This window comes from Heliobacterium chlorum, assembly GCF_014502795.1.
GTDB classification, from domain to species: Bacteria; Bacillota; Desulfitobacteriia; order Heliobacteriales; family Heliobacteriaceae; genus Heliobacterium; species Heliobacterium chlorum.
The window spans coordinates 103,691-122,817 of the sequence record NZ_JACVHF010000005.1 but is presented as its reverse complement, the minus strand read 5'-3'; the positions used below and the strand labels follow the sequence as shown (position 1 = coordinate 122,817).

22 protein-coding genes are annotated in these 19,127 nt (G+C 47.6%); 7 read left to right on the top strand and 15 right to left on the bottom strand.

The window, feature by feature from the left end; translation table 11 throughout:
• Positions 1–65: 65 nt before the first annotated feature.
• From H1S01_RS07570 to H1S01_RS07555, 4 genes are all read right to left on the bottom strand, one after another.
• Positions 66–1,412 carry a nitrogenase component 1 gene (locus tag H1S01_RS07570; protein WP_188039481.1) on the bottom strand — a complete coding sequence of 449 codons (1,347 nt, stop codon included), beginning with the start codon at positions 1,410–1,412 and terminating at the stop codon, positions 66–68.
• Positions 1,405–2,976 (bottom strand): nitrogenase component 1, encoded by a 1,572-nt coding sequence (locus H1S01_RS07565; protein ID WP_188039480.1) that lies wholly within the window; start codon positions 2,974–2,976, stop codon positions 1,405–1,407. The genes H1S01_RS07570 and H1S01_RS07565 overlap by 8 nt, the downstream gene beginning before the upstream one ends.
• 230 nt (positions 2,977–3,206) lie before the next feature.
• Positions 3,207–3,551 (bottom strand): hypothetical protein, encoded by a 345-nt coding sequence (locus tag H1S01_RS07560; protein WP_188039479.1) that lies wholly within the window; start codon positions 3,549–3,551, stop codon positions 3,207–3,209.
• A gap of 271 nt (positions 3,552–3,822) precedes the next feature.
• A complete protein-coding gene (locus H1S01_RS07555; RefSeq protein ID WP_188039478.1) occupies positions 3,823–4,749 on the bottom strand; it encodes an EamA family transporter in 927 nt (308 codons plus the stop codon).
• A 225-nt stretch (positions 4,750–4,974) separates the two neighbouring features.
• Between H1S01_RS07555 and H1S01_RS07550 the strand changes: the two genes are divergently transcribed.
• Complete coding sequence (locus H1S01_RS07550) at positions 4,975–6,024, top strand: stalk domain-containing protein (protein ID WP_188039477.1); 1,050 nt, start codon at positions 4,975–4,977, stop codon at positions 6,022–6,024.
• A gap of 116 nt (positions 6,025–6,140) precedes the next feature.
• Here the strand turns inward: H1S01_RS07550 and H1S01_RS07545 are convergent, their stop codons facing one another.
• Entirely contained in the window at positions 6,141–6,365 is a 225-nt protein-coding gene (locus H1S01_RS07545) for a hypothetical protein (RefSeq protein ID WP_188039476.1), read from the bottom strand.
• Between the two features lie 302 nt (positions 6,366–6,667).
• On the opposite strand from H1S01_RS07545, the gene H1S01_RS07540 reads away from it, so the two are divergent.
• Together H1S01_RS07540 and H1S01_RS07535 are read left to right on the top strand one after the other, a co-directional pair.
• On the top strand, positions 6,668–7,579 hold the full coding sequence (locus tag H1S01_RS07540; protein WP_188039475.1) for a hypothetical protein: 912 nt from the start codon (positions 6,668–6,670) through the stop codon (positions 7,577–7,579).
• 2 nt (positions 7,580–7,581) lie between these two features.
• Positions 7,582–8,964 carry a 4Fe-4S binding protein gene (locus H1S01_RS07535; RefSeq protein ID WP_188039474.1) on the top strand — a complete coding sequence of 461 codons (1,383 nt, stop codon included), beginning with the start codon at positions 7,582–7,584 and terminating at the stop codon, positions 8,962–8,964.
• 67 nt (positions 8,965–9,031) lie between these two features.
• Here H1S01_RS07535 and H1S01_RS07530 read toward each other — a convergent pair whose 3' ends face one another.
• The 3 genes from H1S01_RS07530 to H1S01_RS07520 are packed head-to-tail and all read right to left on the bottom strand — an operon-like array spanning position 9,032 to position 12,091.
• Positions 9,032–9,943 carry a tripartite tricarboxylate transporter substrate binding protein gene (locus tag H1S01_RS07530; RefSeq protein WP_341479053.1) on the bottom strand — a complete coding sequence of 304 codons (912 nt, stop codon included), beginning with the start codon at positions 9,941–9,943 and terminating at the stop codon, positions 9,032–9,034.
• A complete protein-coding gene (locus tag H1S01_RS07525) occupies positions 9,924–11,606 on the bottom strand; it encodes a tripartite tricarboxylate transporter permease (protein WP_188039472.1) in 1,683 nt (560 codons plus the stop codon). The genes H1S01_RS07530 and H1S01_RS07525 overlap by 20 nt, the downstream gene beginning before the upstream one ends.
• Positions 11,607–11,632: 26 nt before the next feature.
• On the bottom strand, positions 11,633–12,091 hold the full coding sequence (locus tag H1S01_RS07520; RefSeq protein ID WP_188039471.1) for a tripartite tricarboxylate transporter TctB family protein: 459 nt from the start codon (positions 12,089–12,091) through the stop codon (positions 11,633–11,635).
• Positions 12,092–12,308: 217 nt separating this feature from the next.
• On the opposite strand from H1S01_RS07520, the gene H1S01_RS07515 reads away from it, so the two are divergent.
• The 3 genes from H1S01_RS07515 to H1S01_RS07505 are packed head-to-tail and all read left to right on the top strand — an operon-like array spanning position 12,309 to position 13,608.
• A complete protein-coding gene (locus H1S01_RS07515; RefSeq protein ID WP_188039470.1) occupies positions 12,309–12,701 on the top strand; it encodes a hypothetical protein in 393 nt (130 codons plus the stop codon).
• 36 nt (positions 12,702–12,737) lie between these two features.
• Positions 12,738–13,271, top strand: a complete 534-nt coding sequence (locus H1S01_RS07510) for an RNA polymerase sigma factor (RefSeq protein WP_188039469.1) — start codon at positions 12,738–12,740, stop codon at positions 13,269–13,271.
• 16 nt (positions 13,272–13,287) lie between these two features.
• Positions 13,288–13,608: a hypothetical protein gene (locus H1S01_RS07505; RefSeq protein WP_188039468.1), complete on the top strand. Its 321-nt coding sequence runs from the start codon at positions 13,288–13,290 to the stop codon at positions 13,606–13,608.
• 163 nt (positions 13,609–13,771) lie between these two features.
• Here H1S01_RS07505 and H1S01_RS22270 read toward each other — a convergent pair whose 3' ends face one another.
• The 5 genes from H1S01_RS22270 to H1S01_RS07480 all read right to left on the bottom strand — a co-directional run bounded on the left by H1S01_RS22270 (position 13,772) and on the right by H1S01_RS07480 (position 17,350).
• Positions 13,772–15,046 (bottom strand): DUF429 domain-containing protein, encoded by a 1,275-nt coding sequence (locus H1S01_RS22270; protein ID WP_188039467.1) that lies wholly within the window; start codon positions 15,044–15,046, stop codon positions 13,772–13,774.
• Positions 15,047–15,164: 118 nt separating this feature from the next.
• Positions 15,165–15,320, bottom strand: a complete 156-nt coding sequence (locus H1S01_RS07495) for a hypothetical protein (protein WP_188039466.1) — start codon at positions 15,318–15,320, stop codon at positions 15,165–15,167.
• Positions 15,317–15,694 carry a hypothetical protein gene (locus H1S01_RS07490; RefSeq protein ID WP_188039465.1) on the bottom strand — a complete coding sequence of 126 codons (378 nt, stop codon included), beginning with the start codon at positions 15,692–15,694 and terminating at the stop codon, positions 15,317–15,319. Before H1S01_RS07490 ends, H1S01_RS07495 begins: the two co-directional genes overlap by 4 nt.
• 249 nt (positions 15,695–15,943) lie before the next feature.
• Positions 15,944–16,456, bottom strand: a complete 513-nt coding sequence (locus H1S01_RS07485; RefSeq protein ID WP_188039464.1) for a flavin reductase — start codon at positions 16,454–16,456, stop codon at positions 15,944–15,946.
• A gap of 237 nt (positions 16,457–16,693) precedes the next feature.
• Entirely contained in the window at positions 16,694–17,350 is a 657-nt protein-coding gene (locus H1S01_RS07480) for a DUF1847 domain-containing protein (protein WP_188039463.1), read from the bottom strand.
• 91 nt (positions 17,351–17,441) lie between these two features.
• Here H1S01_RS07480 and H1S01_RS07475 point away from each other — a divergent pair, with 91 nt between their 5' ends.
• On the top strand, positions 17,442–18,185 hold the full coding sequence (locus tag H1S01_RS07475; RefSeq protein WP_188039462.1) for a VCBS repeat-containing protein: 744 nt from the start codon (positions 17,442–17,444) through the stop codon (positions 18,183–18,185).
• Between the two features lie 165 nt (positions 18,186–18,350).
• Here H1S01_RS07475 and H1S01_RS07470 read toward each other — a convergent pair whose 3' ends face one another.
• Positions 18,351–18,590: a hypothetical protein gene (locus H1S01_RS07470; RefSeq protein WP_155475388.1), complete on the bottom strand. Its 240-nt coding sequence runs from the start codon at positions 18,588–18,590 to the stop codon at positions 18,351–18,353.
• Between the two features lie 51 nt (positions 18,591–18,641).
• Complete coding sequence (locus H1S01_RS07465; RefSeq protein ID WP_188039461.1) at positions 18,642–19,094, bottom strand: PaaI family thioesterase; 453 nt, start codon at positions 19,092–19,094, stop codon at positions 18,642–18,644.
• Positions 19,095–19,127: the final 33 nt, after the last annotated feature.

The following is a 19,127-nucleotide window of genomic DNA, read 5'->3' as shown; positions in this document are numbered from 1 at the left end:
AGTGAGGCAAGGTTGTATCACTTGTAACAACCTCGCCTCCGGATATTCGGTCAGCAAAAAAGTAATTATCTTCCGGCGATGACCACGCCAAGTAAATCTTCGATCAAACGTAAACCACCCCGGTAGCCCGCATATCCCCGGTCGAGAATAGCCCGGTTAGACACGGGGAAGCTGATACTCAGGTGAGCCGCTCCGAGCGATGCTGCCAGTTCTCTTTCCAGGGAACTGCCGACGACAAAGGCAGGGTTGAAGGCGTGCTTGTATTTTTGATTTTGACGGGAAGGCCAGATCTGGTGGAAATGAGAAATGATTTGACTGCCATCGCTTTCGAAGACGAGATGAGGTTTCAATCCAGACGTTAACGTTTTCACCGTCAATGTGAGTGCCCTTTTCCGATCATCGTCGTGGGAATCGGTGATCACCACCAGTTCCGGCAACCAGCCTAGATCATCGGCGAGGAAGCGGGTAAGCGCCGGTGCATAATTGCCGTCACCAACGACGACGGTATACCGCTGCAAATCCATATCGTTGTAGCAGTCGGTGAGCGGTTCAAGGGTTCGATAATAGTAGCGCTGTTCTGAGGCGATCACCGATTCGAGTACAGTGGGTTCCAGTGAAAGAGCCTGAGCCACTTTTCGCAAGAACTGTTCTGTCGCCGCAGGCCCAATCGGCAGGGCCGTCGTGACATAAGGTACGCCGTGGATTTCTTGGAAGACCTTCGCAGCTTCCAATCCATAAACTTCAGAGACAACGATGTTCAATTCGGCCGCTGATGCGGTGCGGATATTTTCCACGGTGTCTTCCGTCGTAAAAAAGCTGTTCACAGTCAGACCGAGCTTTTCTAGCAGCCCACGCAATTCTACTAAATTTCCCCGCCAAAAGACGTCTTGGTAGGGTGGAATGCCCCAGAGGTTGACCCTGCCTTTTTGTAAAGGCAAGCCTCGCTCCAGGATATCCCGGAATAGGGATTGCAGCACCAGATCGTAACCAGCATAGGAGTTGCCTTTGAATCCGGCCGTTTCGGCAAAGGTGATCGGTACTCCCTGTTCTCGAAACTCAGCTACCACCGGGGCCACGTCATCACCGATGATCTCTGTGACACAACTGGTTAAAAGGACGAAAAGTTCCCCTTCCATGACCTCCAAGGTGTGTGTAATCTGCTGGCGCAGCCGGTCTACACCGCCGAAAACGACCTCCCGCTCCTGCACGTTAGAACTGGGAACGGTTAAGCTGCCGCAATATCCGCCCACTTGCAGGCCGGCAGCGCCATTTTGTGTCCAGGCGAAGTTACCGGCGCAGCCTTGAGCCGCGTGAAGGATCGGTATACCGCCGGGCAGGGCTGTGACTGTCGCGACAGCACCGCCGGAAGCACAGGTATAACGGGGGCGCTCTACAAATACTTGGTTACTCATGACATCTGCCTCCCCGGGTGCGAATATAGCGGAAGGGATCTGCTTGGTACCACTCCGCACGGTATGGAAGCCGTATATGTTTCGATAGATTGATGTTGAAGGATGGATTCCGCAGTTGCCGGTACAGACGTCGGGCCAGTTCATAAGCACCTTTATAGCCTACATAGCTTAAGCCTGTATTGTAGATGACATGGGTAGCGATCCCCAGCTTGGAAGCAGTCATGTTTCCGTTTGTATGGCCGAGGAACAAATCGGGCTTGAGCTTTTGCAACAGGTTGGCTTCTTCAAAAGGTTGTACGTTAGCGATATTGATGAGAAAATCCGTTTTTGCTTGGCGAGCTAGTTTTTCATACTCTCCTTCGGCGAACTCATCATGGTGGAATGAGCGAATTCCCCGTACATCAAAACCAAGTTCCATCAGCAACTGAGCCGTCGCTAAGGCACGAAACTCACCGGCGCTGACAAAGACGGTCTTTCCTGCGAAAAGAGGTTTGAACTCCTCCAAAGCGGACCCCAGTTCCTGCACCTCTTGTTCGATGATTTGTTCCGCTCTTGCTTCCAGTCCGAAAAATACAGCGACATCCCGGAGCCATTGATTCGTGTTTTCAATGCCGATGGGCATGTGTTTCAGTTGATAGGGAACATCATACTTTTCTTTCAGGTGTTTGAGTATGTAATCGTCATGAGTCGGGCAAGTACTGATGGATAGGGCAGCTTTCGTCATCTTATACATCCCGTCAGGGGATGCGAAGACGGGAAAGAAGTTTACCTCTAAACCAAGGTCCCGAAGCAGCCGTTCTAACTCTAACTCATCTACTCGCCCCATCGAGGAAACATTCATCAGATTAACGGTGCGTTGCAGGCGTTCTGTTTCTAGCTGATGAACTTGCGCGGTCTCCCCTTCGGTCTGCTGTTCTCTGGCGATCACTGCTTCCTTACCTTGAAGGCCCGTCGCATAACCGCTCTCTCCGGGCTCATCCAAGAGTCTTCTTCCAATACCATGGTATACGGCATCATAGGCAGTTGCCCATATCTTGGTTTTGAAACCTTGGCAGTGAACCGGCACGATACGGGCTTCCACGTCCGGTTGAACCTCGGCCACGACTCCGTCGATATCATCTCCGATGATTCCAGGGACGCAGGTCGATACTACGAAGATGGTTTTCGGCTTATACCGGAGGTCTGCTTCGCGAATGGCAGGCGCTAATTTCACTTCACCTCCGCTGATAACATCAATCTCGTTCAATCCTGTGGAGAGCCAAATGGCATCTTTTCCCTTACCTGTTCGATGCATGCTGCCGGAACGGGTATTCGCATTTTGGGAGTGGGAACAGGAACCGCATCCGTTGGCACCGTGCACCAACACTACGCTGTCGGGGATGGAGTTGAGAATGGCCAAGGCAGGCAGCATGAGACAAATAGACCCTTGGCTGAAAGCACGTTCTCCATCATCGAGGAGGCAGCTTTTCTTTTTCACCAGGCTGCCAACTGTATCGCTCATGGCGATGCAGGCACCGAGGCGCTCTTCTCGACGGGGAGGTTCTTTGTGGTCCAAGAATGACAACGTCGTTCACCTCAATCTTTCTTTCGGAAAAACAAAAAGCCGAGGTATTACCGCCATTAAAAACGGTAATACCCCGGCCTCTAGTTTATCTAGTGAGCCTTCAAATTTTATGAATGGGATAATCTAGATTCTACAGACTTCCTCTTATCTTGTCAATACCTACCGGTTTAGTAAACATTCGAATAGAACATTGACCAAAGTATACAGGGCTACTTCTATCCGGCCCTGTCTTAAATATCGGAGTTCCAGACCCTGCCGTGTGTTCTCTTCGCCTCTATCAGTGAGTTGCCGATGGACCTACGTTTGTTATCGTTTTTAAGATCTGTAGATTGGGATTGTGTAGACTTGTTTTGTGTAGACTGGGTTCGTGTCGGTTGGACTTGTTCGGTTGCCGGATCTAACTTTACGTTGGTGGCCGCTTCTGCCGGAGGAACTTCTAATCTGTCCTTATCAGACGTCGGGATGTTTTTGCCTTTACCGAGATTGAACGATGAATCGTTCCAACTCGGGGCAAAAATGACCGTTAGGGATAGCGATAGAATTACGCCCACCCAGATATAGGTACCTGTTTTCATAGCCTTTTCCTCCTTAGAATATGACCCACGACTTACTTGTTTTTAAACAGAAATAGCCAAGGCATTACCTCCACAAAGGCGGTAGTACCTTGGCCTCTAGTTTCTCTAGTGAGCCCTAGATTTCAACTTATGGGATATTTTAGATTCTATCGGCTTCCTTTTTTCCTGTCAATAGGTACTTTTTATCCTCAACTCGTACCTTCCAATCAGCTTCTCGCTCTGGGCGTTCGAGTTCGGTTGTACGAGGCAGAGAAAAGAAACCAAACATTTTTTATGCTTTTTCCGGTTTGTCTGTCCGCAGCTGCACGATCACTGCCCCGGCAACCACCATCGCTGCCCCGATGAACTGACCGACAGTTAAATTCTCCTGCAACACGAGCCAAGCGACAAAAGCAGCGACGACCGGTTCGACCGTAGAGAGAATGCCAACGGTCGCTGCAGGAAGCCATTTGAGGCTCAAAAAATACAAACCGAAGGGGATGAGCGTGGCCATCAATGCTACGTAGAGGAGAAAAAGCCATTGTTCATTCGCCGTAGGCCAATCCAGCGTGAACGGCGGCACCAACATAGCCCAAACGATGAAACCGATCGCAGAACCATAGGCCAAACCGGCCCAGGGATGAACACGGCGCCCTACGGCTTGTCCTGCCAAGGTATAGCCGGCCACCAAAAAAGCGGAAACGATGCCTGTGATTAGACCACTTTCAGTGATCTGCAGACTGTGCTCGACCATCAAGTATCCGCCAATCAAGCTGAAAGCCATACCGAGCCAATGGGCTCGATAGATCTTTTCCTTCCCTCTCCATGCGAGATAAGCGATGAGCACCGCAGGGCTTGTATACTGGAGAAAAACGGCCGTCGCTACATTCGTCTGACTCACCGTGTAAAGGTATGTAAATTGGACTCCTCCCAGCATAACTCCTAACGTAATTAATGAAGGAATTTGTCCAGGCGACAACCGCAACCATTGGGGACAAAAGATTCTGAGCACCAGGAATAGCGAGACGGCCGTAAAAAACAACCGGACTTGGACAACAAAGATGGGACTGACGGCTTGCTGGAAAAGAAGCTTGGCAATCGTTCCATTGATTCCCCATAAGGTACTCGCGAGGAGAACCAACAAAAACCCGAGCCATCGATGATTTTGGTTCAAGTGCAATGTCCTTTCGTACATACTGTAGTGGATTCGTTCGTTCATCGCTTAACTTTGCTGGCATAGATGACTATTCATCTCGCTCGCCTAGATAAGGCCCTCGGATCATTATGCTTCGAGGGCTTTTCTCTGTCCATAGTGAATGTCCTTTTTATTTTGAGTTTTATTCAAGCGTTTAACAAATTACCCATCTCTAAATGGTACAATAAGGCTATGTAAGTATCCTTTGGAATATATGCATAAATTCAAATAAAAGAAAGGATTGAAAGTATGCATAAACGATCAAGCCTTCTCTTAATTTCGGCTGCTTTGTGGACATCAGCAATTGGAACCTCTTATGGCAGTGATAGCTCTTCCGTCCCGATTCAACTCGACGGGACAACGATGCCATTTTCCGGCCGCGTCATGAACGATCAAACTTTCGTTCCGCTTCGTGATATCAGCGAACTACTGAACTTTTCTGTCAAATGGGATGAATCGAGTCAATCCATCACCCTTGTAAAAGGAAGTAAAGAAATCCTTCTGCACATCGGCAAAGCTGATGTGTCTGTCAACGGTCACGATTTGTTCCTCAACAGCACGCCGGAAATCATCGATGACCGCGCCTTTGTTCCGCTTCGGTTTATTGCAGAAAACTTAGGTACAGAAGTGAAATGGCAACCTAACACCCATACAGTAGCCCTTCGTTCGATCCCAGAGAGCCCGATTCTCATCAGCAACCAAAAAGAACAGTCCGGTGATTCGGACATATCCATAAAGATTCAGTACCCCCAACTGGATGGCCTCGCCGATCCGACTGTACAAACCAACATCAATCGCATCCTCAAAGAGCGCGTTGATTCCTTTAAAAAGAATAATATCGGAACGTTGCGAGAGAGCTTGGTAGAACTCCATGATGCCGGCGCAAAGAATATGACCATGGCTATAGACTGTAATTATGAAGTCAAATACAACCAAAACGGGTTGATCAGCTTTTTCTTTAGAGATTACATCTATTCCGGCGGTGCCCATGGGATGACTTATGCTTCGTCGCTAACCCTAAACACCACCACTGGGAAGGTCTATTCCTTACCAGACCTCTTTCAGGATGACTCCTATGTACCGATCATCAACCGAACCGTGTCTCAGTATTTCACTGAGCAGATTCACGAGCCCCTCTCTGGGTTCACCAGCATTCCTAGGGATCAGAATTTCTATCTCAGTCCGGAAGGACTTGTTGTCTATTTTCAACTTTATGAATATACACCTTATGCCTACGGTTTTCCCGAGGTGGTGATTCCTTATACCGATTTAGATTCGCTTATGACGATTCATCTCTGATCAAAATGTTATTTACCTTACAACGACAATAAAGCGTTCTCGTGGAGTATTTACGAAATCGCAGTTCAAAACGCCAAAAAGAGCCGATCTTCTATGAAGGTCGGCTCTTTTATATATTACTGTTTCATATTGGCATGCTCTTGGGAACTCATACCGGGCATGTCACTCATGTTGGTAGATTTTTGTTGTGATTTATCAGAAGAGGGTTCTTGAGATTGAGCGGCAGCGGGTGCATTTCCCGTCGGAGCTGCCGAGTTCGTCGCCCCTTGATTACTGTTGCAAGCCGTGGAAATCAGTAATACACCGCTGACAGTAACCGCCAACAATAGCTTCTTAAACATGTCTTTCCTCCCTCAAACAATTAAGAACAATTTCTTAAAAATAAATGTTCTTACCAGAAATGAGCATCCCTATGCTCCCTTTAATCTTATCAAGTACCTGTGAAGAATTGATGAAGAAATGGAACCCTCAACTTATAGAAAAATCAGTGACCATAAGGCTCAGCAAAGAGTTCATAAGTTCTTCAAATCTATTTCGTAAAATACAAAAGCAGTTAGGTAATCACCGAAGCAGCAACATTTTTACTTAACGAAAATCACGATGCTTATAGCGCGCGCAAAAATTAATAATCAGGAGGACAGCCATGTTAAGTGTAAATACAAAGGCGCTCTTATTGACTTTTACACTATCCTTTTCCTTGATAGGTACGGCATGGGCCGCGGAAATGAGTCATGAGCACAGTACTTCCTCTTCCTCACCGGCACCAACGGCTTCTACAGCAGGAAATCATTCTATGGATGGTATGATAGGCGATCACTCTATGCCGTCCGGTATGAGTCATGAGCCATCTTCAGACAGCACTCATACTATGGACGGCATGATGGACGATCACTCCATGCCGTCCGGTATGAGTCATGAGCCATCTTCAGGTAGCACCCATTCCATGGACGGCATGATGGACGATCACTCCATGCCGTCCGATATGAATCATGATACCATGATGAATCACCAGGGTATGAATATGCCCATGGGCGGGACTGCCCATGACGCTTCCTCAGCGACTGAAGATCATGACAACGATACCACTCACGGAATGATGCACGGAGATGCATCCATGCCCAACAGTAAAGGACTCTATAAAGTCACGATGATGAATCCCCCTGCTTGGACCATGGACGAGACTTCTATCATCCAAGTTTTCATCCAGTCGGCAGACGGTCAGACCCTGACTCCTTCGGCACTATCGGTACAGTTCCTCTCCCAAGAAAGCAGCGGCCATGAACATGGAGCAACGTCGGCCTCTGCTCCCGTTATCGATGCTACTTCTTCTGGAAACGGGGAGTATACAGTTGCCATAACCCCCAATAAAGAAGGAAACGCTGCCCTGGTCTTTACCGTCCAAGGCTCAAAAGGAACCGACGCTGAAGTTTTTCCTATACACGTGAGAACTTCTCCCCCGAACAAGTGGTTCTTGGGCGGGTTTAGCTTGTTTGTTGCCGGTACGTTGATGAGTTCTACGATTCTACGAAACAAGCGACAACTGAAGGAGGTGTAATGATGAACTCTACAAATAAACTCAACCACGATGATAATCGACAGCCATATAACCTTTTGAAAAATCGCTGGTTCAAAGGCATTTTTCAAAGTTCTTTATATCCACGGGTATTTCATTGGATTACCGTCACTGTCTTCGCACTGATCATCTATGTTACCTTGTTCGGCTCCACCAATGCTTCTAAAAACTTCGGCACTGCCGCCACCTGGGTCCTTTGGTGGCCCCTGATCCCTTTATTCTTCTTCCTCTTTGGCCGGTTTTGGTGTGCCATCTGCCCCTTCTCGTGGCTTTCAGATATCGTGCAAAAGTATTTCGGTGCGAACCGGCCTGTCCCCCAGTTCCTGAAGAAGTATGGGTTGTGGATCATCGACGCCTTTTTCCTTCTCATCACTTGGTCGGATCATATTTGGGGAGTTATCGAGTCGCCTCGCGGCTCCTCTTATCTCTTACTGATTATCGTTGCCTTCGTCATCTTTGCCGGTGCCTTTTGGGAGCGGAGAACTTTTTGCCGCTACATCTGCTTTATCGGCGGCCTGTCAGGAAACTATTCCCGCGCTGGTATTCTAGAGCTCCGGGCAACCCCGGATATTTGCCGCAATTGTACCAGCAAGTCCTGTTACAACGGTTCGGATAAAGCCCCAGGCTGCCCTATGTTTGAGTTTCCCCGAACGATGGAAGACAACACCAAATGTAATCTCTGCGGCTACTGCATCAAGAACTGCCCCAACGATTCAATTCGCGTGACACCCCGTGTTCCGACGAGGGAACTCTGGTTCATTCGTAAACCTAAGATGGAAGAAGCTTTTCTCGCCGTAGTCGTCATGGGTATCGTCTTGATTCAGAACTTGACCATGTTGTCCATCTGGCCCCGTATCCTAGAATTTACACAAAATCTGCTGGGAACGACCAATTACCCCCTCCTCTTTACGGCTATTTTCATTGTAGCTATGGCGATTCCGTTCTTCGCACTTTGGCTGACCAGCGCCCTTTCTCGCGCTGGCACGTCTGACAAGACGCTACGGAATCTTACCCTATTTGGGTACGCGATCATCCCGCTCGACTTAGCTGCACACATGGCTCACAACCTGTTCCACTTGCTCAGCGAAGGGAAAGCGGTTTGGTATACGTTCTTGAATGTATTCACCACCGTTTCAACCCCCACATCCTTAGCCATCGTAGGGAACGGCACCATCTATATCCTGCAAATTCTTTTGCTTCTCGTCGGCTTTATCGGATCGGGTTATACAGCCTTCCGGATTGCTCATAACCATTACAAAGAACAAGGAAAGACGTTTTCGACCTTACTCCCCCACCTCATCTTCTTGGGCTTAATCCTGCTCATCAACATTTACGCTTTCTCATTGCCGATGGCGCACCGGGTGTAAAGCCTCTCCGATTCGATAGATACCAAAGAGCCCCTACAGATTGTTAGACGATCTGTGGGGCTCTTCCTTAATTTTTCTTATTGAGTTCGTACTTATCAATCAACTGCTTTGCTTCTTCATAATACCGGTCACAGTACTTGGTAAAATCCTCCCCCGAAAGGTATGCCGCAGGCTGGCCGATTTTTTCCATCTCATTGAGGTATTCCGGGTCGTTACAAATCTGTTGGAAGCCCTCTCGCAAACGCTGGACAATGGCCGGGTCTGTGTTTGCGGGCACAGAGAAGCCCCGTCGAATGTCCGAGGTGAAGGAATAGCCTAACTCTTGGAAGGTAGGCACATCGGGAAGCCATTGGTGACGATTTTCCGAAGCGATAGCCAACATGCGGAACTGTTCTGTATACCGCATGATATCATTCAGATTCCCGATTATGGCATCGATATGACCACCAAGGAGCGCCACATTCTGATCGGCAGACCCCTGGAAGGGAACGGCGTTGAATTTCACACCCAAAATGTCCTGCAGTTTTAAGAGGGCCATATGATGGGCTGTGAAGGTCCCGACGATACCGACAGTCATTCGTCCCTCTTTTTTCTTCGCTTCGGCGATGAAATCGTCGAGTGTTCGAATCGGGTTGTTTGGATTGACGACAATCAACTGCGGATCATTGACCACCTGGGCGATGTGGACAAAGTCATCTTTGCAAAAGGTCGCCTGGGGACTCAGCGACTGTAAGAGAATATGAGGAACATTGACACCGCCGATAGTGTAGCCGTCCGGAACAGCCCGGGCGATTTCCGTAAAGCCGACTTGGCCTCCGGCACCAGGTTTGTATTCAAAGGCCAGCGGCTGGTCATTGAAATACTTCTTCCAGTACTTCTCAACGATTCGAGCCTGCACGTCGCTAGAACCGCCAGCCGTAAAGGCGATGATCAGTTGAACCGGCTTATTCGGATACCCTTCACCGTTGGACTTGTTCACCGGCTTGACGCATCCGTAAAGAACCACACTTAGCAACATTACGGCTGCGATCATGCTCACGTACCAGGTAAACCGCTTTGGGAGCATGTAGATACCTCCTTGGTTTCACCAGGACAGGGCTCTTTTTTTCAAAGACCTCAGGATACTCAATAGACTCCGACGAAAACTCTTCATCATCTCCCGGCAAGGAGATCTTTTTGTACCTACCGTAGAGGGATGAGATGGTTAACAAGAGGGCAAGTATGCAAATTGTCAAACTGATGGGCCGGGTGAATAAAAGATAAATTCCCATATCGCCCATGCTTAAGGTTTGCTTGATCGACGTCTCGAGCATCCCCGCCAAGATCGTCGTTAAAATCAGCGGTACCGATGGGATTTCTAGCTTTCGCATCAACCAACCGATGAGGCCAAAGGCGATGGCGAGCCAGACATCCATCATCTTATTGCGTACACTGTAGGCACCGATGAAGGAAGAAATGAGGATGATCGGCGCCAGCAGAGGATAGGGCACTTTGACGAGTCTTGCCCAAAGACCTATCAGGGGCAGATTCAAAATGATCAACATCACATTGCCGATATACATAGAGGCAATCAGCGCCCATACGAAGGGTGCGTTCTTTTCAAATAAAGTAGGCCCCGGCTGCAAGCCGTACATCATAAAGCCGCCGAGCAAAACCGCGAGTGCCGGACCAGAGGGGATGCCAAAGGACAGCAGCGGCACAAAACCACCGCTGGTCGTAGCGTTGTTCGCCCCTTCAGCAGCAGCGACTCCGGCGATTTGGCCTTGGCCGAACGTTTCCGGAACGCGAGAAAAACGCTTTTCCGTATCGTAGGCGATGAAGGCGGTCACTCCTGGACTACAGCCAGGTAAAAGGCCAAGAAAAAAACCAATAACGGTAGAACGAAGCATCGCCGGAAAGGTCTCACGAAGGTCCTCTTTTGTCGGCATCAAACCGGTCAGCTTCGTCCGAATCACTGGAGTAACTTGCGCTTCCCATGTTGAAAGCACCTCGGCTATCGCAAAAAGACCGATGATGACGCTGACAAAATCGATACCTGACATTAATTCCACCGAACCAAAGGTAAAGCGGGCGATACCTGTGATCGGGTCCATTCCCACCATAGCCACGAAAAATCCAGCAACCGCCGAAATCAACCCTTTGATCAGCGACTTTCCGGAAAGATTGATGACGACACTCAACGCCAACAGCATCAGGGCAAAATACTCGGGAGGTCCAAAGTGCAGTGCCAATTGGGCCAGCGTCGGAGCGAAAAAGGTCAGCCCAACGAGGCTCAATGTTCCGGCAACAAAGGAAGAAATGGCGGAAATAGCGAGCGCTGGACCGGCTCTACCCTTTTTGGCCATGGCATATCCGTCGAGAGCCGTCGGCGCCGAGGAAATCTCGCCCGGAATATTCACTAAAATCGCTGTCGTGGAGCCGCCATACATGGCGCCATAGTAGATTCCGCTCAGCATGATGATCGCTGGTGTCGGATCGAGGATCAAGGTCAGCGGCAGCAGCATGGCGATGGCCGATGTGGGACCGATACCGGGAAGGACGCCAACGAGCGTTCCCAGAACGCAGCCGATAAAGCCAAAGCATAAGTTCTGTGGGGTTAAAGCGGTGGCAAACCCCTGAAGGAGCGGCTGGAAAACATCCATACCCATCACCTGCCTCTATGGGATCGCTACAAACCGAACCAACCCGTCGGTAACGGCAGGTCTAGAAAATATCGAAATACACCGACACTCACCCCAGCCATGATTAGACCGAACAAGAGACAGCGCCACCAAGCATACTGTCCGAGGTATCGACTCAAATAGACGACAATGATACAAGTTGCCATGCCAAAACCGAGATACTCTATCCCGGCAGCATAAGCACTGATCGCGAAAAACATCTTGCCAACGGCGGCTAGTTCTTTGGGTTCAAAAACCCTCCGCTTTAGACTCGGCGAACGAAAAAATATATTCTGTATCAGCAAACTTACAGCCAATAGGCTCATCAATAGGCCAGCCCATAAGGGTAACACGCCGGGACCCATGGCGATACCCGGAAGTGTTCGAGGCAATTGTTGTGCCGTAACAACGACAGCACCTGAGAGAACAAGTAACCCGAGGCTTACGCCGATATTGGCGGCAAACACGGCTGATTTCTCCTCCTTTCTTCTATTCAATCGGTAGACTATAAGACACTATGTTCGACTTATGGATATGCAAGGGGGAGCTCAACCGTTTGTTCCAATTTATTCTGTGAACCTCGGACATACCTTCCACGCCGAAAAGATAAATATTTTTATTTACTGTGCAATAAAAGGTGGGCTTTTACGTCATTAGAATTAGAACAAATAAGGAGGCCTATCAATGACAGACCAACAAAAATGCGAAGAACAGTTAGCCAAAGCTTTTGAACTCATGTGGGGTAAATTTCCCGAACCGGTTATGCTGATTCATCGAAGCCGCACCGTCATTGCGGTCAATGAGTGCTGCAAGCAATACGGCGGAGTTCCTGGGACCAAATGCAATGCCGTCAACCCAGAAAAGCACAAAGGCTGTAAAGCTAACGTTGCTCTGGACAAAAATGAAGCCATCCGACAAGATTCCCTTTCTGGAGAAACGAAAATCATCGGTTACTGGATTCCCCTGACCTGTGTGCCTGATTATTACGTACACTTTGGTATCGGGATGGTCGATAGCATCAAAGCTCAACAAACAACATCTCCTCAAGAGACTGGCGATGCTTCATCGAAGTGCTGATTCTCAACCGGGTGTAGTTTATCTGGAGAAAACATCATGGATGGACAACAAAAACACATCGGAGACGTGTTCCAACAAGAGCAAAAAAACTTCATACACTATGTCCGTCGCAAAGTCACTGGCATATCGGAAATGGACGCGGAAGACATCGTGGCCGAAGTGTTCTTCAATGTATTTAATCGTGCAGACCTAGAAATTCATGTTGAAAATCTAACAGCCTATCTGTATCGCTCTATAAGAAATAAGGTAGTTGATTTCCTGCGTAAGCCGAAACCGTCGATATCGCTCGATCAGATCGATGAAGCGACCGGAACGACCCTGTTGGAACGAATCATCGATCCCGACGCGGATATCTATAGGGTTTTGCAAAAAAAGGAGGTTCAGGAGCGGCTGAATTCAGCTCTTTTAGAACTTGAACCGAATCAACGGAACGTATGGATCGCCACTGAAATAGAGGGCCGGAGCTTTAAAGAACTGGCGGAGAAGTGGAACGAACCGCTCGGAACACTCTTGTCCCGTAAAAACAGAGCCTCAAAAGCCCTGAAAAAGATACTCGACGACCAAGACTAGGAGGCTATGACTGAGTATGAATTGTCATCACGGTCACGGCAAAGGAAAAGCTACGTTAGTTTTGACCCATATCTTCGGCGGCATTTTAATGGCCGTTGCCATTAGCTTGCTCTTCGGTTTTTTCGTCATGGTCTTATGGAATCAGTTGATGCCAGACATTTTCGGATTAAAAACTATTACCTACTGGCAAGGAGCAGGACTCGTCATATTGTCTCGATTGCTTTTCGGGACTGCCGGACACCCGAAACATGGGCATAAGCAAAAATGCACTCACAGAAATGGTACTGACCAGAATCCCTGTGTTTCCCATACAGCGGAAGGCGAACCACAAGTATAGTCAAGCCGGAAAAGGATTCCTTACCCTATTTCTACACTACCGCCATGAGTAATAACAAAGGCCCTTGGAGCGTTTAGTTCCAAGGGCCTTTCACTATCTAGTTGAATCTTTATGGAGATGTAGCGTTATAGAATCGTCTTGATGAATCCTCAGAAATAAGGTTCTACTGCGGGATTTCGACACAAACTATCTGCATCAGGATACACCGTCGGTCATGGGTGGGCTTTTGGGGGATCGACTTCAGTCCGTATTTCATCCCCAACATTCCCGTCACCGCCAGGCAAAGAGCATCGATGACGTCGTCCTTCATCTTACGCAACCTTGGATCTTCATTCATTATCTTTTCAACTCGGCTAGTCTTATCGTAATAACTTTTGAGTAAAGATAAGCGTTTTGCCCTACCTGCTTCTGTCCGTTTATTCTCCGAAATCGGTATTTTCTCCTCACCCTTAGCGTTCAGCATGGTAAAACACAATTCCGGATGACTTTCTAAGAGTCTGTTTTTATAAGAGGGGTTTCGCTCTAACCATAAATCGATTTCCTTGATTTTGCCGCAAATATTGAATGCTTGTTGGCTGAGGCCTTTCCCCATGACTCGCCGATTTATAGCGTTTGCTTCAGAATAATTACTAGCGTACAGGGCCTGTCGACAAGGGACGCTGAACACGGAGGAAGCTCGGGTAGACAAAATTCGTCTCGCTGCCCCATCGGGTCGGATATCGCTCACATCTTCCGGAAGACCGATAGGCATATCGATAAGGATACAGTCACTCCCACCGTATTTCAAACAGATTGCTTCCACGCTTGGGAATAGATCCACCTCAACATCACCTTCGGTGATCGCTACGGCGATCCACCCTTCTTTGCAGCCATCGACCCCGACACAAGCGAACCCACCTTTTTCACCGGTTAACCGACGGAAAAGGCGAAGAAACTCTTTTTCTACATCTATAAAATCTCGCTGTGAACAATCATGATCCATCGTCTTCACCGGGGGAATATCTGAAATCTCGATGCCCATCAAGGCCGCAAATTCAAAGTGAAGAAGCGCATCATCGATCGCTTCTATCTGCTTGAGTTCTGACTCCGATAAATCGCCTAGTCCGAACCGTTCGTAGATTACACTTTGCAGCTTTTCTTCGATTCGAAAATACTCGGGAAGATTTCGTTTCATCGGTCTCGTTAAATCAGAGATATAGCTTTCACTGGCATCGTGCAGCAGGCATGCGAGTTGAACCCGCTCGGAATAGGAACGGCTTTGGGCTTCTTTGCAACAGTTGATCGCGTGTTGAGCGACCGAGTAAAAGTGAATAAAGTGACCGTTTGCCCGCGTCATTAACGACAAGGAATGAGCGATATCCACGATGTGAATATCATCTGATACCGGCTCTACGGGAAAAAACTTGGTTTTTGAATAGGTCAGAATGTAATCAGACATAGGTACCTCACAGAATGTTACGGAAATCATTTTCAGTTAATTTTAGGTTTTTGCTTCTGCTTTTTAAACTTGGGACTCAATATATAAACTCTATCTATGTTTTGATTTCTTTTATATCTTATTCGTCTACCCGCTGAATTCCTTTTTGCGTGATTATTTTGACTACCGAACGGCCCTCACTTGTTTTTGGCAAGTAAAAAGCGACCGTTTTGGGTACATAAAAAGCGACATCAAAGCGAACGTCTTGTTCACTCGATGTCGCTTTCGATTTCATGCTCTTATGGCTCGAAGCGTTTCGGCATCATTGCGGTCCATATCCGCAATAAGATCTTCCGCCAAGGCGAGTCCATGGATCACAAATAACATCTTATCTAAAACTATACGAAAGGATTCATCCTGAGCATTTGCCTGCTCTAAAAAAAACGCTTCTGTAGCTGTTCTGGATAACTTTCTTTTTAGAGCTCGTTTACACTTTTCAACCCACGTTTGAAAGGAAGGTATCTGATATAAAAAGCAGTCCGGTAAATCCTTAACCAAAAGCGTTGAACTTAGTTCGTCTCCCTCTTTGGCGAGTTCTCTAAACATCACGCCACCGCCCCCCAAAATCTTCTTTTCTCCCCCAACAGCATCAAGCGCACCAGAAACCACAGTATTCTTTGCGTACCCCACCCCCGATTTTTAAAAACAAAAAGAGGAACCTCAACGTACAAGGTTCCTCTCCAACTCTCCTGGAAGGTATCAACTTTTAAGATGATTTTAGCACAAACTATTCTCAAAAGTAAATAGTTTCTTACGCAAGCGTAAAAGTTCTTTGCGCAACAGGGTACTGTTTCAGTTGTTTATACTCTACTCATAACTTCATAGGCTTGGTTAGTTCACGGGTACTGTATTTTATTTTTAATCTTTGGCCAAGATCTTGGTCACCTCGGCGATGTACATGGTGTGATAGTCCTTCTGCGGATACAAATTCTCCATCAGTTCTGCTTCAATAAAACATTCAGGCTGAAACTCTTGGGCATAGAGCTTCCTGCAGAACATGGCCAGTTTGGCTTCTTGAAAGTAGGGCGTTTTATCGGAATAGAGAACCGTTAAATTTGCCTTTTTGATCTTGTCTTCGTCTCTACCTGATACAGAGCCTAGATAGCCCAACTCTTTCTTGAAATCGTTTGCAAAGAAAGTTAGGGAAAAGGTATTGCTACTATCGACAAATTCCTTCGTGTAACGCTGAGGACGAAGGACGATAAAGGCCACATTTTTGCCCCACATAATGCCTAGGCCGCCCCAAGAGGCAGTCATCGTGTTGACTTTACCCTCTTTCTCCGCGGTGACGAGCATCCACTCGGCTCCAATTAACCGAAAAGGACTTTTGTCCAGATTCTCCGGTTTGATCTCGGTAAAATTTTCGTTCATCAAATCCCCACCTATGATAGAAGTCGGTATTCATACAATCCCGTTGTTCTCCACTTGGTTCTTTCGATTATGTTCCCTTCTGTCAGCTTCATCAGGCATGGCGAATCACTGCACAAAAGCGTGCTAAAAGGCTTCACGGGCTTCGCCTATTCGCCCACCTTTTAGGTATGCTTCATTAAGCAAGTATCTTCTACATAAACAGTTTTTATGCGTTTTACCCCGACACTTAACTTTTGATTATTCCTTTTCCGGTTCCAAAAGACGTTTGTAATAAAAGCCCGTCGTGTACAAGGCCGCAGCCGGATTATGGCCGAGTATCCGGTCTTTCGTGATCAGGGTCGTCACAGGCGCTTGGGAATATTTAATGAATAACGAATCATGGCCCACGCACAAGCCAATGATCACATTTAGCTCGGTCTGCTCGCGGTTTAAGATTTCTGCTTGAAGCACGGGGTTACAAAGAGCCTCAAAGCAACCGGTTTTTACTTTTTTCTCTTCGGGGACCCCGACTTCGGTCTTGTCTACACTCCCCACCTTACAGATGACGCTGTAGGGCTCTAACCCTTTAGCCCGCAAGATTTTGACAAAGGTCTTTGCTTCTTCGATTAAACCGAGACAGGTGGCAATTCCTATCTTTTTCGCACCGATGTGCTTAGCAAAAGCGATGATCTCTTCGACTCGGGTGAGCTTCCCGTAATAGGTTCCTTCGATATCGGCAGCGGCATAGGCTAGTTTGGATACCCATTCATCCGTTCGATAGAGCTCTTTGATCCGCTCCAGTTCATCCGCTTCGATCTCAGTGGTAAGACAAAAATGAGGAAACTCCTTATCCTGCCGGAAACAGTTCAACTGACCACAGTCGGAACAACTAAGCTTTTTGGTGTCCGTCGTCATCGTAAATCCTCCTCTTTCTTTTCACGGGGCCGTTCCTTGTTTCATATACTAGGTTAACCTTGCCTTAGGCGTCATGTACGGGAGGGTAAAAATGAATAAAGATATTCATTCCAATCCCTATGATCATTCCGCTGCCTCCAAGGGACCGCAGGCAATGATTGTCAAGAAGTGGGCAGATGTGAACGGAGATCATATCGCCGATCTGGTCTCCTTATTGGGAACAAGTGCCACCGGAGATACATCCGGTGCCTTTTCGAAAATCACGCTGGTGATTGAGGACGGATTGACGAAGGCTACTTATAAATATCCGTTGCCTTTTAAAAACGGCTACACACCCATGCTGTTTCTCGGCGACTTCAACAAAGACCTGATCTCTGATATCCTCGTTAACATCTCTACGGGAGGAAGCGGCGGTCTCATTTGGAACGCCTTATATTCGTTTCGCTATAACCAATTGACTTCCCTGTTTGATATGGAGAAATTTAACCAAGGTCTTCAACTTCAAGTGAATTATCGTGATGATTACAGAGTGGTTGTCGCGTCAAGTGACCGCACTCTAACGGTGACACTGGACGTGAGCAACCGCAAAGAGTACTATACAGACATCTATTCACCGAACGGAAAGTTGCGCAAGCCCGTGAACGGTCAAGTCTTGCCCTTAGAAATCGTTCATCCGATTGACCTAAACCGTGACGGAACATTTTCTTTGCTGGCCAATCAGCGAATTATCGGTATCGCTAATGCAGACACGCTAGGCTATGTACAGTCGACGTGGGATTGGTATGGAACCAGTTTTCGCTTGCGAAACTACAGCGTAGTGCTCTATCCCTTTTAGTCCATTTTCGTTTCCCTGTCTACGTTTGGCATTGCTTGCCGAGTGTACTCTATTATCTTCCGCTATAAATACGGGCTTGCGCTCAATCTTATCAAGGTGGGCGTCTTTTTATGCCGTAATAACAAAAAAGGACCTCGCCGAACTTAGCGAGATCTTCCAATCATTCTAGTTTAATTTTTGTCTTAGATCGCCTTTTAACTCGGTAGATAGCCCCCTCAGTGTGGCCATCTCGTCTTCCAATAGTTTCGTAACCTCAATAGGAATGCGAATACCGGCTACCTCCACACTGTCAATGAACCCCTGAATATCTTGGGCAATCCTCTCGTACTGCACTTGAAGATCTTTGAGCTTCGATAATTGTTCAGCCTCACGGGCTTCACGGATTTCGCGCATACGTTCTGACAAGACATCTACCTCCCAAGACTAGGGTATCCAAAGTCGACTCATTAACACCTGTCATTTGGCGAGAGGTTCAACGTGGTAATCTTTTTCCGTAAAAACACCCAACACAAAAAAAGATGCTTGCGCCCGTACTAGGAGTTGTTCTTCGTGATAAATTTCTCCGACCGCTCGCATGATGGTTTTCCCATTGCTGACAATCTCTCCGACGGCAGTTAAGATGCTTCCCTGGGTTACATTTTTTATGTAGCTAACGTTCATATCAATGGTAACGACACGCTTCCCCAAGGTTAAGCAGGAAACTCCCATGACCACGTCTGAAATCGAAGCCAACGTACCGCCATGTACGGATCCGTATATGTTGCGATGATGTTCGTTCATTTGTACTCGATAGATAACTTTTCCTTCAGCCAGTTCGACAACTTCAAGTCCAAGAAAATTTTCGAGGATAGGTGTCTGATACTTTTCCTGTAGATAGTTGCGTACCCATGAAAGGTGTTCTTGCGTCAATCGAAATCCCCCAGTCCACTTTTGGATCTATCG